General features: G+C 39.9%; 11 protein-coding genes. 9 read left to right on the forward strand and 2 right to left on the reverse strand.

What is annotated here, in order from left to right:
• The first annotated feature begins 8 nt into the window (after positions 1-8).
• The 7 genes from miaA (at position 9) to QT16_RS14925 (ending at position 7,005) form a co-directional block, all read left to right on the forward strand.
• On the forward strand, positions 9-926 hold the full coding sequence (gene miaA / locus QT16_RS14895; RefSeq protein WP_002957884.1) for a tRNA (adenosine(37)-N6)-dimethylallyltransferase MiaA: 918 nt from the start codon (positions 9-11) through the stop codon (positions 924-926).
• Between the two features lie 78 nt (positions 927-1,004).
• Complete coding sequence (gene hfq / locus QT16_RS14900) at positions 1,005-1,268, forward strand: RNA chaperone Hfq (RefSeq protein WP_024597268.1); 264 nt, start codon at positions 1,005-1,007, stop codon at positions 1,266-1,268.
• 15 nt (positions 1,269-1,283) lie between these two features.
• A complete protein-coding gene (gene hflX, locus QT16_RS14905) occupies positions 1,284-2,573 on the forward strand; it encodes a ribosome rescue GTPase HflX (protein WP_039489023.1) in 1,290 nt (429 codons plus the stop codon).
• 100 nt (positions 2,574-2,673) lie between these two features.
• Positions 2,674-3,843: an FtsH protease activity modulator HflK gene (hflK, locus tag QT16_RS14910; RefSeq protein ID WP_002957881.1), complete on the forward strand. Its 1,170-nt coding sequence runs from the start codon at positions 2,674-2,676 to the stop codon at positions 3,841-3,843.
• Positions 3,844-3,848: 5 nt separating this feature from the next.
• The gene (gene hflC / locus QT16_RS14915) at positions 3,849-4,727 is read left to right on the forward strand and encodes a protease modulator HflC (RefSeq protein WP_002957880.1); all 879 of its coding nucleotides are present in this window, start codon (positions 3,849-3,851) and stop codon (positions 4,725-4,727) included.
• A 214-nt stretch (positions 4,728-4,941) separates the two neighbouring features.
• On the forward strand, positions 4,942-6,255 hold the full coding sequence (locus QT16_RS14920; RefSeq protein WP_024597266.1) for an adenylosuccinate synthase: 1,314 nt from the start codon (positions 4,942-4,944) through the stop codon (positions 6,253-6,255).
• 111 nt (positions 6,256-6,366) lie between these two features.
• Positions 6,367-7,005, forward strand: a complete 639-nt coding sequence (locus QT16_RS14925; RefSeq protein WP_039489024.1) for a tetratricopeptide repeat protein — start codon at positions 6,367-6,369, stop codon at positions 7,003-7,005.
• Positions 7,006-7,074: 69 nt separating this feature from the next.
• On the opposite strand, the gene QT16_RS14930 is transcribed toward QT16_RS14925, so the two are convergent.
• Positions 7,075-8,922, reverse strand: coding sequence for a cation:proton antiporter (locus tag QT16_RS14930; protein ID WP_002957877.1), 1,848 nt, complete (start codon positions 8,920-8,922; stop codon positions 7,075-7,077).
• A gap of 870 nt (positions 8,923-9,792) precedes the next feature.
• Here QT16_RS14930 and proB point away from each other — a divergent pair.
• Positions 9,793-10,899, forward strand: coding sequence for a glutamate 5-kinase (gene proB / locus QT16_RS14935; RefSeq protein ID WP_002957876.1), 1,107 nt, complete (start codon positions 9,793-9,795; stop codon positions 10,897-10,899).
• The gene (locus tag QT16_RS14940) at positions 10,896-12,143 is read left to right on the forward strand and encodes a glutamate-5-semialdehyde dehydrogenase (RefSeq protein WP_039489026.1); all 1,248 of its coding nucleotides are present in this window, start codon (positions 10,896-10,898) and stop codon (positions 12,141-12,143) included. Before proB ends, QT16_RS14940 begins: the two co-directional genes overlap by 4 nt.
• Before the next feature lie 72 nt (positions 12,144-12,215).
• Here QT16_RS14940 and QT16_RS14945 read toward each other — a convergent pair whose 3' ends face one another.
• On the reverse strand, positions 12,216-14,423 hold the full coding sequence (locus QT16_RS14945) for a two-component system response regulator (protein WP_039489028.1): 2,208 nt from the start codon (positions 14,421-14,423) through the stop codon (positions 12,216-12,218).
• Between the last annotated feature and the right edge of the window lie 29 nt (positions 14,424-14,452).

Below are 14,452 nucleotides of genomic sequence, written 5' to 3' on the forward strand. Positions count from 1 at the left end.
TATCCGTGTTGAGTAATTTACCAGTTATATTTTTAATGGGTCCAACTGCAGCAGGTAAAACAGCATTGGCAATCTCGCTGTGCGAGCATTTAAATACAGAAATAATCAGCGTAGATTCAGCGCTAGTGTATAAAGGTATGGACATTGGTACAGCAAAACCTGATGCCGAAGAATTAGCCAAAGCTCCGCATCATTTAATTGATCTACTTGACCCGAGTGAAACGTATTCAGTTGCAGATTTTAGGCGCGATGCAGTGCAAAAAATTGACGAATTTCACAGACAAGGTAAAGTACCTGTATTGGTTGGAGGTACAATGCTGTACTTCAAATCTTTAATTGATGGTTTATCGCCTTTACCTGAAGCAGATACAGAGATAAGAGCAGAGCTAGAAGCGCAAGCTAAAGAATTTGGCTGGCCTCATTTATATAAAGAATTAGTTAAAGTTGACCCAAAAGCAGCCGAAAAAATAAGTGAAAATGACTCACAAAGAATTAATCGGGCTTTAGAGGTTTACAGGTTAACTGGTAAGACCATGACTGAGTTGCAAATGCAAAAACAGCCGGCTTTACCTTATACTTTTCATCAATTTGCAATTGCACCGCAAGAACGCAGTGAATTACACCGCCGAATTGAAGAAAGGTTTAAAATAATGATTGATCAGGGGTTTGAAAATGAAGTTTCGACCCTATATCTACGTAAGGATTTACACCCCAATATGCCTTCTATTCGTTGTGTTGGTTATAGACAAATGTGGGATTACCTTGCGGGTGAAACAAACCATGATGAAATGGTTTTTCGTGGCATCGCAGCAACACGTCAGCTGGCAAAACGGCAGTTAACGTGGCTTCGTAGTTGGCCTGATGTTACTTGGTTAACAACAGGCGACGAAGAAAACTTGCATCGTGTAGTAAGTTCGCTAAGCTAGTAGTAGTTGAATATTGTTTTTTATCAAATAAGTTCAGCCACTTAATTATAATAACACCTAGAACGAAGGAACAATAACATGGCAAAAGGCCAATCGTTACAAGACCCATTTTTGAATGCACTACGACGTGAGCGCATTCCAGTATCAATCTTTTTGGTAAATGGCATAAAATTACAAGGCAAAATTCAGTCATTTGACCAATTTGTTATTTTACTAGAGAACACCGTAAATCAAATGGTTTATAAGCATGCAATTTCTACAGTTGTCCCTGCTCGCGCAGTTAACTTCCAAGCAGTTCAAGGGAGTGAAGACACTGAAGAGGCAGAAGCTGGAAACTTTTAATTAGGAGCATAATGTTTGTTTGACCGCTATGAATCCGGCGAACAGGCAATTTTAGTTCATATCGACTTGCCTAAAGAAGGAGATCGTGAAGATCTTCATGAATTAGAAATGTTGGTATCTTCTGCTGGTGTTAGTAGTTTGGCGGTTGTGCAAGGCAGCCGTCAAGCACCACATCCGAAACTATTCGTCGGTACCGGTAAAGCAGAAGAAATAGCTGAGATTGTCAAAATCCACAAAGCAGATGTCGTAATTTTTAATCATCAACTCAGGCCATCACAAGAGCGTAATTTAGAGCGCGTTTGTCAATGTCGTGTGCTTGATAGAACGACGCTAATTCTTGATATTTTTGCCCAGCGCGCACGTACCCACGAGGGTAAGCTGCAAGTTGAATTGGCTCAACTTCGCCATATGTCGACTCGATTAATTCGAGGCTGGACTCACCTTGAACGTCAAAAAGGCGGGATTGGTTTACGTGGTCCTGGTGAAACTCAACTTGAAACTGACAGAAGATTACTTCGCGCCCGTATCCAAAATATTCGTGCACGTTTAGCTAAAGTTGCAGTGCAACGTGAACAAGGTAGGCGAGCTCGTACTCGCAACGAAATACCTACAGTTTCGTTAGTTGGTTATACCAATGCGGGTAAATCTACATTATTTAATCGAATTACAAATTCAGATGTATACGCGGCCGATCAGTTGTTTGCCACGCTTGACCCGACTCTACGTAAGCTTGAGCTAGGTGATGTTGGCCCTGTTATCTTAGCTGATACAGTGGGCTTTATTCGTCACCTACCACATGACTTAGTTGCTGCTTTTAAAGCAACGCTTACTGAAACTCGCGAAGCTGATTTGCAGTTACATGTAATTGATGCAGCAGACTCACGTCTGCAAGAAAATATTGAACAAGTACAATCGGTGCTTAAAGAAATTGAGGCCGATGAAGTACCACAGCTATTAATTTATAATAAAATTGATGCGCTGGATGACGTCAGCCCACGTATTGATCGAGACGACGAAGGCCAACCTATAAGAGTATGGCTTAGCGCTCAGACTGGTGAAGGGTGTGAATTACTTAGCGAGGCTATTAGTGAGCTACTAGCTAAGAAGATGTTTAACGAAACATTATTTCTTACGCCATTGTATGGTCGCTTAAGGGCTGCATTGTTCAGTTTAAATGCAGTGCATGAAGAGCAATTTGATGAGCAAGGTAATTGGCTGTTAGATGTTAGAATGCCAATGGTTGAGTGGAATCGTTTAATTAAAGAATTTGGTCCTGAAATTGCTGGTTTTATCAACCGTAATTAAAAATTGACGTTTTAATGTCGGTTTTTGTATGAGAAACGCGGTAGATTTGTTAGATTTAACACAATTTCCTAATTTATTTAGATAACAATGGAGTATAGCTATGGCCTGGAATGAACCGGGTAATAATGGCAATGACAAAGATCCGTGGAATAATAAAGGCGGACGTGATCAAGGCCCACCTGATTTAGACGAGGTGTTCCGCAAGTTTAGTAACAAGTTCAGCGGCTTATTTGGCGGGAAAAAATCCGGCAATGGTAGCGGCGGTGGACTTGGCGGAGCCGGTATTTCATTCATACTTATTATCGCCGTTATTGTATGGGCGTTAAGTGGTATTTATACGGTTAAAGAAGCCGAGCGTGGTGTGGTTCTACAGTTTGGTAAATATGACCGAATTGCTGATCCTGGTTTGCGTTGGAAAATGACTTTCATCGAAACGGTAATCCCAGTAGATATTGAAGCAGTTCGTTCATTATCGGCTTCTGGTTTTATGCTTACTGAAGACGAAAACGTAGTGAGCGTTGAGTTTCAGGTGCAATACCGTGTTATTGACCCATACCTTTATGAATTTAGCGTAACTAACGCTGATAGTAGCTTAGAAGAAGCGCTAGACAGTGCACTGCGTTATGTTGTGGGCCATGCAAAAATGGACCAAGTATTAACTAATGGCCGTGAGGTTGTTCGTCAAAATACATGGGATGAGCTTAATAAGATTATCGAACCATATAACTTAGGTTTAATTGTTACTGACGTGAACTTTAAAGACTCTCGTCCACCAACTGAAGTTAAAGATGCATTTGATGATGCAATTGCTGCACAAGAAGATGAAGAACGTTTCATTCGTGAAGCAGAAGCATATGCTCGTGAAATTGAACCGCGTGCTCGTGGTCAAGTAACGCGTATGACTCAAGAAGCGGAAGGTTATCAAGAGCGCATTACATTGGAAGCACAAGGTGAGGTAGCTCGCTTTGAAAAGCTTTTACCTGAATATCAAGCAGCTAAAGAAGTTACTCGTGAGCGCTTATACATTGATGCAATGGAAGAAGTGTTAGGGAGTAGTTCTAAAATATTGGTTGATGTTAAAGGCGGCAATAACATGATGTATTTACCTCTTGATAAAATCATGGACAAGCAAGGGACAGCAACACGAGTTGCACTTCCAAGTTCAAGTGATATTCAAGACTTACGTAATAAAGTTAATACGTCGCGCAATAGCTCTGTTAATAGTGGCAATGACCGCTTTAACAACGACCGCTTCAATGATGGGAGATAATCATAATGAAAAACTTTAGTTTAGTAATACTATTAGCTGCCATTGTTATGTCTTTCTCATCGGTATTTGTTGTACCTGAAGGGCAAAAAGCAATTGTAATGTTATTCAGTAAAGTACAAAAAGATAGCGACGATAAAGCGATTGTATATGGCCCAGGCCTACAATTTAAAGTACCATTTTTTAGCCAAGTACGTCGTATTGATGCACGTATTCAAACGCTAGATGGTGCGCCAGATCGCTTTGTTACTAGCGAGAAAAAAGACTTAATTGTTGATTCGTTTGTAAAGTGGCGCGTTAATGACTTTAGTGCTTTTTACTTACGTGCTCGTGGCGATAAGCAATATGCTGAAACGCTACTTAAGCAAAAAGTAAACAATGGTCTTCGTACAAACTTTGGTACACGTACAATTCGCGAAATTGTATCAGGTGAGCGTAGCGAGTTGATGGAAGAAGCGTTAGTACAAGCTTCTGAAAGTGCACGTGAGCTAGGTATTGAAGTACTAGACGTACGTGTTAAGCAAATCAACCTACCACAAGAAGTGAGTAGCTCTATTTACCAACGTATGCGCGCTGAGCGTACTGCGGTTGCAAAAGAGCACCGTTCTGAAGGTCAGGAAAAAGCAGAGACTATTCGTGCGGGAGTTGACCGTCGAGTAACTGTAATGCTTGCTGATGCTGAGCGTAATGCACGTTCTGTACGTGGTCAAGGCGATGCTGATGCTGCAGGCATTTATGCTAATGCGTACAACAAAGACCCTGAGTTCTTTAGTTTTGTACGTTCGCTTGAAGCTTACAAAAAGACGTTTAAAGATAAGCAAGATGTTATGGTGCTTTCACCAGATAGCGACTTCTTCCAATATATGAAAGGCGCTAAAGCTCAATAGACTTTACGTTAATTATTTAAAAGTTAAAAAGCCTCGCATTTGCGGGGCTTTTTGTTAAATACAAACTAGTGCGTTAAATCACTGTTATTTATGTGGTTATTGGTCAATATTTGGATATTACAATTGCCCGCAGAAAAAATAAGCTGAACAGGGGTGATCTTTACTTTAGTTTTCTGGTAAAATCTCGTCCTAATTTTCTCTAAGTGAATTTACGATGGGTAAAAACGTTGTTGTATTAGGCACCCAATGGGGTGACGAAGGAAAGGGTAAGGTAGTTGATCTCCTTACAGACAAAGCATCTTTAGTAGTTCGTTATCAAGGTGGCCACAATGCGGGTCATACTTTAGTTATCGAAGGTGAAAAGACGGTTCTACACCTTATTCCATCGGGTGTATTACGTGACAATGTTAAATGTGTGATTGGTAATGGTGTAGTTTTATCACCAGAAGCGCTAATGAGAGAAATTGGCATGCTTGAAGAGCGCGGCGTACCAGTACGCGAGCGTCTTTTAATAAGTGAAGCATGTCCGCTAATCTTGCCTTTCCATGTTGCATTAGATGTAGCCCGCGAAACAGCTCGTGGCGATAAGCCTATTGGTACAACTGGCCGTGGAATCGGTCCTGCGTACGAAGATAAAGTAGCACGTCGTGGTTTACGCGTAGGCGATTTATTTAATCCTGAAGTATTTGCAGCTAAATTAAAAGAAGTGCTTGAGTACCACAACTTCACTTTAGTTAACTACTACAAAGTAGATGCTGTAGATTTCCAAAAAACGTTTGATGATGCAATGGCTGTTGCTGATATCTTAAAAGCAATGGTTGTAGATGTAACTGAGCTTTTAGATCAAACGCGTTTAGCAGGCGAAAACATTTTATTTGAAGGTGCACAAGGTACGTTACTTGATATAGATCATGGTACTTACCCTTATGTAACATCTTCAAACACTACCGCTGGTGGCGTTGCGACTGGTGCAGGTTTTGGTCCATTAAACCTTGATTACGTTTTAGGTATTATTAAAGCGTACACAACACGTGTTGGTTCAGGTCCTTTCCCTACAGAGCTTTACGACGGTCTTGATAAACAAGATCCAGTTGGTAAGCACCTAGGTGATAAAGGCCATGAGTTTGGCGCTACAACAGGTCGACTTCGTCGTACTGGTTGGTTAGATGCAGTGGCTATGCGCCGTGCAGTTCAAATCAACAGTATTTCAGGTTTTTGTTTAACTAAGCTTGATGTTTTAGATGGCTTAGAAACACTTAAAATCTGTACTGGTTACAAGCTTGAAGATGGCACAGTTACTAACGTAACACCATTAGCGGCTGAAGGTTACGATAAAGTAACACCAGTATACGAAGAAATGCCAGGTTGGTCAGAAAACACTGTTGGCGTAACGAGTCTTGACGGTTTACCAAAAGCTGCGATTGACTACATCAAACGTATTGAAGAAATTACGGGTGTTCCAATTGATATTATTTCTACAGGTCCTGACCGTGTAGAAACTATGGTGCTTCGCAATCCGTTTGCGTAATTACCATTAGATTAAAAAAAGCTGCTTCGTGCAGCTTTTTTTGTGTCTAAAATTCACCTTGGAACGATCTTTGTATATTATTTAATAAGTTTATTTATATAAGTGGTGAACATGCGTTTATTTAATCGTAATTGCGTACTAAGGCTTTCGCTAATACCGCTGTCTTTATTTATAGCAACCAATAGCTTAGCTACAGAAAGCCCTGCTGCTGTGCCGCTGTATACAGAATCAGAGCTAATTGCGTTAATAAATAAAAATACGCATTTAGCGCGCGTAAAGGCAGATGATTGCCAGTTGGTGCAAGATATAGAAGCACGAGCCAATAAAATGGCATTGCCGTCTTATCAATTTTTATACGGCGATATGCTGGCTTATAACGTGTGCGTTGATCGCAATGTAGAGTTAGGTGTGTATTACATGCGAAAAGCAGCTGAGCAAGGCTTAGCGGCAGCGCTAGAGCAATTGGGACGATACTACGACACTGGTCGCTTAGTTCAGCAAGATAAAGCAATGGCAATTACGTATTTGCGTGAAGCCTCGTCGCAAGGCAATTTAAAAGCACAGCTACGTTTAGTTAAATTATTTAATGATGGTTATGGCAGCCCGCGTGATTTTGAAGATGCCTATCGTTGGCTATTCAATTCTATGGTGGCAGATAAAGCGACTCATAGAAAAATTGAGCGAGCGCTGACTAAGTTAGCGCAAAAAATGCCAGATAGTGTGGTTGCTCGAGCTCGCCTTCCTATTTAATGGCTTTTAAAAACAAAACCCTAACTTTTTAAGTTAGGGTTTTTTAGTTTTTACAGTTTGTAAAAGTATTTAACTGTCTTCTTTAGCCTTTGTTTGCGGGTCTTTTAAAACTGACATTTTAGGCGGCTGTAAAGCAACAACGCGTTCGCCTTCTTGCGGCGGTTTTTCCATGTTGATTGTAAACGGTCTTAGCTTAATTGGTGTATCGTCATCACTGTCTTTATCACCTTTGAGAATAAATAAAGGGATAGCCTCAGGGTTCATTTCTAAGTATTGTTCCCAGCTAAACTCATCCGAGATACGTGTTGAACTAACCTTACCGCCTTTAGCTATAATACTGCTTAAACGTGCATACGAGCCTTCGTCTCCAAACAGTATTTGTCTAGATAAAAACGTTGCGCTGTCTTTATTTGCTTTTGCATGCGACGTTGATGAGCGTAGCGAAAATACATTTTTTTCATTAAGTAAATGAGAAAAGTATTGAACACCTAACGCATTATGATGACGATTTGGCGATAACGCTAATACACTACGAATCGTTGTTAGAGGTAAGTAGCGTTCAGCATGCTCTGATTGCGGGTTACCATAATAACAAGCTAAACCATCCATACGTGCCATTCTGCAGTTTTCCCATGCAGGATCTGACAGGTGAACCGGAATGTTTTGCTCTTGCAAGCCTCGGCCGATTGCACGCGATACATGGTTTGCACCAATAATTAATATTGTATTTGGCGATGGCTGGCGTACACCTAATAGCTTGGCGACAGGAATGGCGGTTAAGCTCTGTAGTACAACGGTAATTATAATTACTGTAAATATAAGAGGTACCATTTTTTCAGCATCAGCAACACCAGACTCCATCATGCTAAGCGCAAATACCGACCCAACGGCTGCGGCGACTATACCGCGTGGAGCTATCCAGGCAAGTACTAAACGAGACTTCATTGGCAAGTCAGTACCAAAGGTCGAAATAGCAATACACAGTGGGCGAGCAACAAAAAGCACGATAGCTAAAAATATAAATACATCGCTGTCGAGCATCATTAAATCAGAGAGCTGTAAGCGTGCTGCAAGTAAAATAAACAGCGTTGATATTAATATCATCGACAAGTCTTCTTTGAACTCAAGTACAGAATCTATTTCTAAATCGTCTTGGTTAGCAAGCCAAATACCAAATACAGTCACTGCTAATAGGCCTGATTCATGGCTTAAATAGTTTGATACAGAAAAACTAATGAGTACTAATGCCAATATACCAAACTTATGTAATTCAAATGGTAGCCACTCGCGGCGCATTAATAGTGTTGTTAACCAACCAGCAGCAACACCAATACTTAATCCAACACCTAGGGTTTTAACTAAAGCAATAATAGTGTGGCTAAATACTTCGCCTTGGCCTACCAGCATTACGGCTTCAAATACTAATACAGCGAATAATGCGCCGATCGGGTCTATTACAATACCTTCCCATCGAAGTATGCGGTCAATGTCTTGTGTTGGGCGCATTGAGTTTAATAGCGGTGCTATAACAGTAGGGCCTGTTACAACTAGCACTGCACCTAATACCGCAGCTACACGCCAATTAAGTTCAAGCAACCAATAGGCGCTGAGGCTAATAATAATACAGGTAGTAAGCATGCCGATGGAGCAAAGGTTCCTTACAACTTTTCCGATTCCTTTTAGCTCTCTGAAATGCAGAGTTAAGGATCCTTCAAATAAAATGATGGCAACACTTAGTGATACAACTGGAAACAGTAAATCACCTAACAATGCATCAGGGTCTAAAACACCACTAAATGGCCCAAGTAAAAGACCAGTAAGCAATAAGAAAAGAATAGCGGGCACTCTAAAAGCCCACGCGACCCATTGGGCAAGCACAGAGCAAAGTGCGATACCGGCTATGTAAATTGCTGACATAGATTAAGAATTCCTTATTTATGACGGTTTGTTTAGAAAGTATAACTTTTGTTAATTATTAATACAGGGGTATACACGGGAAATTCAAATATTACTAATCAATTTTAGCTGCTTATAGAAGATTAGTAGGCTTAAATTATTTTGCGCGTGTTAAGCCGCCTTATTTTAAGCGGTATTAATTGTTTAATTGGTTGAATTTTAATAACAATCTAACACCACAAACGAGGAGGAATTAGCTTCGCTCGAATTTTAACCTTGATTTTTAAGGGGTATTTAGTGTAATATGCTTCGTGTTCTAATAATTAGTTATCTAATGAAGTTTATTGGAAGTAAAAGTGGTTTGTTAATCTTAACGTCATTTTTAATCTTTATAATCATGCATTAGTGGTGTTACTAGTATTCGAACACTACATAATTTCATTTGCCGAACTCTTGGTATGGTTTTGCTAAACAAGTTTATTTAATTATTTAAGTAAATAAAGGTTTGAGTTGAACTATTACTTTCAATGTTTAACCCCCATCGTGGCGGTTAAATCTCGGTCCTTTGGTCTTCACCCTATCTGTTGGTGTATCAGACTTTAGAGGCTCTATGTATGTTGTTAATAAAAAAGCCACACACAGCTTTTTACAGCGATGCATAAACAACACTTTTAAATTTTTTGATTAGTGCTGCTCAATATTATTGGGTTGTTGCTACTTTATACTTAACCTTAAATCTAAGCTTATTGTTTTAGATATGGTTTTCGCGTGTGTGTAAAAAAAGTGTTGCCTAAATGAAAGACAAATTCGAAGCTATGTTTTAAACCTAGCTACTTAGTTTTAGCTCGTCTAATTAAGGTGAGCGCAGATAAAATGGAAAGTTGAGCATTTATGCAAAAGTTAAATTGGCGACGTATCGTACTTAAAGTAGGCAGTGCATTAATTGCACCAGATCAAGATGGCTGCCGTTCGCGTTACATATTAACCATCGCACAGTTCATTGTTCGTTGTCGTGCCCGTGGAATCGAGGTGATTTTAGTATCATCGGGTTCTGTAGCGGCTGGTGCGCATTTATTCCCATCAGACAAACCACGCTCTGTGGTAATGAAAAAAGCAATGGCGGCAGCAGGTCAAACAGAAATGATTGCCATGTGGGACCGCTTTTTTGACTTTCCATCTGCACAGCTATTATTAACGCATGGCGATTTACGAGACCGCGAGCGTTACCAGAGCATTCGTGAAACCGTGTTCACTTTACTTGAACATGGTGTACTTCCTATCATTAATGAAAACGATGCCGTAACCACCGACGATTTACGGGTAGGAGACAACGATAACTTATCAGCAATGGTCGCAGCAGCTGCCGATGCCGATGCTTTATTAATATTCTCAGACGTAGATGGGTTATATGATAAAAACCCTAACTTACATGACGATGCGGTGTTACTGCCTGAAATAAAATCAATTGATGAATCTATTTATGCTATGGCAGGATGTGCTACAAGTGCGGTAGGTACTGGTGGTATGAAAACAAAAATAGAAGCGGCAGAAAAAGCAACGTCACATGGTATAGCGACTTATATTATAAATGGCTTTAAAGAAGAAACATTTACAAAACTGCTAGCTGGGGAAAACCCAGGTAGTGTATTTTTACCGTACGAAAAACCGATGCAGGACTCTATTCATTGGATGACACATACAGCAAATGAGCAAGGTGAAGTTGTTGTTGATGGATCATTTGATGAATCTCTTGAAGGTGAAAGTGGATGTATTCGTGGTGACGAAATCATGGAAGTTCACGGTGAATTTGCCGTGGGTGATACCATTTTAGTACGAAGTGAAGACGGTACGCGTTTAGCTAAAGCGACCGCAAATTATAGTAGCTGTTTGTTAAACTTTATTGCAGACAACGAACAGAGTGAATTCAGCGAAAAAATGCAGGATTCAATTGGACCAGTTATATCTGAAAAACATATCGCATTATTGGAGAAGTCATGAGTTTAATTACGGACATTTCACGTCAGGCAGCTAAAGCTGCACATACACTTGCTTTACTCGATACCGAGACTAAAAACCAAGTATTAGTTGAAATGGCAGCGGCACTAAGAGAGCAAAAAGCATTTATAATAAAAGAAAATGAAAGTGATTTAAGCGCAGCACGCGACAATAACTTAGCAGCCTCAATGATCGACCGCTTAACGTTAAACGATGAGCGTATTGAATCAATGGCAGAAGGTATTGAAGTAATCGTAAGCCTTGATGATCCTGTTGGTCAGCTGCGTGATATTACTGAGCGCCCAAATGGTATTAAAATTCGCAAAATGCGAGTACCTCTTGGCGTTGTATGTATGATTTACGAAGCACGTCCGAATGTGACAGCAGACGCTGGTGCACTATGTTTTAAATCAGGTAATGGCGTAATTTTACGTGGCGGCAAAGAAGCACTTAGAAGTTCACAAGCTATCGCAAGTGTAATGCACAGCGTACTTGAGAAGCACAACTTACCGGTATCACTTATTTCAGTGATTCCAGACCCAGACCGTGCGCTGTTAATGGAACTGATGCAGCAACGCGAAAGCATTGATTTAATCATTCCACGCGGCGGCGAGGGTTTAATTAACTTTGTTACTGAAAACAGTACGATCCCAGTAATTCAGCATTACAAAGGCGTTTGTCATCTATATGTAGATAAAGATGCCGACCTAGAAATTGCGCTTAACTTACTGCTTAACGGTAAAACCCAGCGTACCGGTGTTTGTAATGCACTAGAAGGTTTAGTTGTGCATCAAGATGTGGCAGATGAGTTTTTAAATTTGTGTGCAGTTGTATTACGCCAAGAAGGTGTAAAAATAAATGCTGACAGCTTTGCAGCTAAATACTTTGATAACGCAACAGTCCTAGCTGATAACGAATTTGGTGAAGAATATCTAGACCTAGAAATCGCTATTCGCGTTGTACCAAACTTTACGGCAGCGGTTGAACACATTGCACAGTTTGGTTCAAACCATACAGAAGTAATTTGTACTAAAAATGAAGCTGCTGCAGAGTTATTCCAACGTAGTGTTGATGCTTCTGTAGTAATGGTTAACGCATCGTCTCGTTTTTCTGATGGCTCACAATTGGGCCTAGGCGCAGAGATTGGAATAGCGACATCCAAGCTACATGCATACGGTCCTATGGGCCTCGAGTCACTAACGACAGAAAAGTATTTAGTTAATGGAGTTGGCCAAGTTCGCGAGTAACCGCAAAAATTAAGTCCATAAAAAGCCGAGCATATTCATGCTCGGCTTTTTAGTTTATAAATCACGCTACAGTTACTTTAACTTTTTAAACCAATCTCTTGCAGGTTCTGGTCTATGCAAATAATAGCCTTGCAGAATAACCTCAGGATACTCCTGTAGTAAATCAAAGTGGGACTGGTTCTCTACGCCTTCAGCAACTATCTCGAGTTCAAATAAACGACCTAAGCTTACAATCATATCAATAATTAGTTTATCGTTGTTATCGGTAGGCGCCTCTAACACAAAAGAACGATCAATTTTAAGTTCTTGTATTGGTAATTGTTTTAGGTAGGTTAAGCTCGAATATCCAGTACCAAAGTCATCAATTGATACTCTAATACCTAGTTTCTTGAGAAAGTGAACAGCTTCAATAGCTGCTTCCATATGATTAAGCAATGTACCTTCAATTATCTCAATAGTGAGTTGTTGAGGATTAATGTTATGTTGCTTTATCTGTTGGCTAATAAAGTTTAAAAAACGCGCTTCATGAAAGTGCCTGCCACTTATATTAATTGATAAGTTTAACTCAGGGTTGGTTTTACTAAGTTGCGTTAGTATTTCAAGTGCATTTGAAGTTACCCAGCAATCTAAATCATAAATTATGTCTGACTCTTCCGCTATAGATATAAACTCACCAGGGCTTATAAAGCCTTTTTGAGGGTGCTCCCATCTTAATAAAACCTCAGCGCCCTTAAGGGTTTGGTTTCGATCAAATTGGGATTGTAAATATAGCGATAGCTCATTATTAGAAATAGCTTTACGTAAATCTTGTTCTATTTCAAAACGGCGTTTTGCTTGCTCGCCAAATGAAGTATCAAAAAAGGTAACTCTATTGCCGCCTTTCTCTTTTGCTTTGTAACAGGCCGCTTCACAGTTACGAATAGTCTCAATAGCGCTTTCCCATTGATCTTCTCGTGGAAAAATATACGTACCAATACTGACCGTTAAGCTAACCTCTTGCTCATCCACTTTAAATGGATGGTTTATACCTATAAGTAGCTCTTGGGCTTTATTTTCAGCCATAGCTTGAGCTCTAATCCTGCCAACGCCTTTTTCAACTGTACATAGTACTGCAAATTCATCACTACCTAAGCGAGCAATAACATCTTTTTTATTCACGTGAGTATGGATTCGTTTAGTTAATTCTTTAAGGATACTGTCGCCAGCGAGTAGGCCTAATCCATCATTTATTGAGTGGAAGCTGTCTATGTCAATAATATAAATATAGGCATAACTATTTTCGGTACTGCAAACCTGAAGTTGCTGCTCTAACTGTTTTAAAAAACCATTTCGGTTTGGTAAACCTGTAAGTTCATCATGCCATGTTAGGTAGTCAATTCTTTCTTGGGTTACTTTAACATTCGAAATATCACTAAATACACCAATATAGTGCACGTTAGTATCTTGATCGCCTTTAACCATACTGAGAGTTAGTAGCTCTGGATAAAGTTCGCCATTTTTTCGTCTGGTTACAAGCTCACCACTCCAATAGCCTGCTTGATTCGCATGTTCCCAGACTTGGTCAAAGCTAATACTAGGATGGTTATTTTGTTTAATATCGTGCAACTGCATTTGCAGTGAGTCTGATTCACAGTAACCGGTTATACGGCAAAATGAAGGGTTTACGGCTATAATTTTGCCATTACTATCGGTAATAACAACACCATCGGCGGTTCCCGTTAGGGCTTGGTAAAATAACTTTTGTTTTGATGAGAGTTCTTTTAGCTCTTCTTCACGCTGGCTTAGCTCTTGTATTAGCGATTCTATTTCGAGTAGCTTGTCGTGCAGATCAAAGTTTTTTTCTATTAACCTGTCTAGCATGCCTTGCGCTGTAATGTGTGTACGTATACGCGCTCTAACTAGAGCTAGTTTATAAGGCTTATGTATGTAATCAATTGCGCCCATAGCAAAGCCTTTTTCTTCAGACTCTTCTTCTGTAAGCGCTGTTACAAATATGACAGGGATCCCTTTGGTATTTTGTTTCGCTTTGAGTATATTACATACTTCGTAGCCGTCCATGCCGGGCATCATTATGTCTAATAAAATCAAGTCAGGCCGAGTTGACTCAACAAATACTAATGCTTGTTCGCCACTAGTAGAAATACGTACATCGTAGTCAGTTAAAAGTCCTTCAACTAATACGTGTAAATTACTAGGTTCGTCATCAACAATAAGAATTAAAGGTTTATGCTTTTTCTCTGTAGTTAATCCATTACTGTTTGCGAGATAATTTGAATGCACTATCTATCCTTCTTTGCGTTCTTTGCAAT

This window comes from Pseudoalteromonas distincta (assembly GCF_000814675.1).
GTDB classification, from domain to species: Bacteria; Pseudomonadota; Gammaproteobacteria; order Enterobacterales; family Alteromonadaceae; genus Pseudoalteromonas; species Pseudoalteromonas distincta.

Bases quoted from the DNA above. Each gene is read 5' to 3' on its own strand.
- QT16_RS14925 (WP_039489024.1), top strand. From the start codon at position 6,367: ATGCGTTTATTTAATCGTAATTGCGTACTAAGGCTTTCGCTAATACCG.
- QT16_RS14930 (WP_002957877.1), bottom strand. From the start codon at position 8,922: ATGTCAGCAATTTACATAGCCGGTATCGCACTTTGCTCTGTGCTTGCC.
- hflC (WP_002957880.1), top strand. From the start codon at position 3,849: ATGAAAAACTTTAGTTTAGTAATACTATTAGCTGCCATTGTTATGTCT.
- hfq (WP_024597268.1), top strand. From the start codon at position 1,005: ATGGCAAAAGGCCAATCGTTACAAGACCCATTTTTGAATGCACTACGA.
- QT16_RS14940 (WP_039489026.1), top strand. From the start codon at position 10,896: ATGAGTTTAATTACGGACATTTCACGTCAGGCAGCTAAAGCTGCACAT.
- hflK (WP_002957881.1), top strand. From the start codon at position 2,674: ATGGCCTGGAATGAACCGGGTAATAATGGCAATGACAAAGATCCGTGG.
- QT16_RS14920 (WP_024597266.1), top strand. From the start codon at position 4,942: ATGGGTAAAAACGTTGTTGTATTAGGCACCCAATGGGGTGACGAAGGA.
- proB (WP_002957876.1), top strand. From the start codon at position 9,793: ATGCAAAAGTTAAATTGGCGACGTATCGTACTTAAAGTAGGCAGTGCA.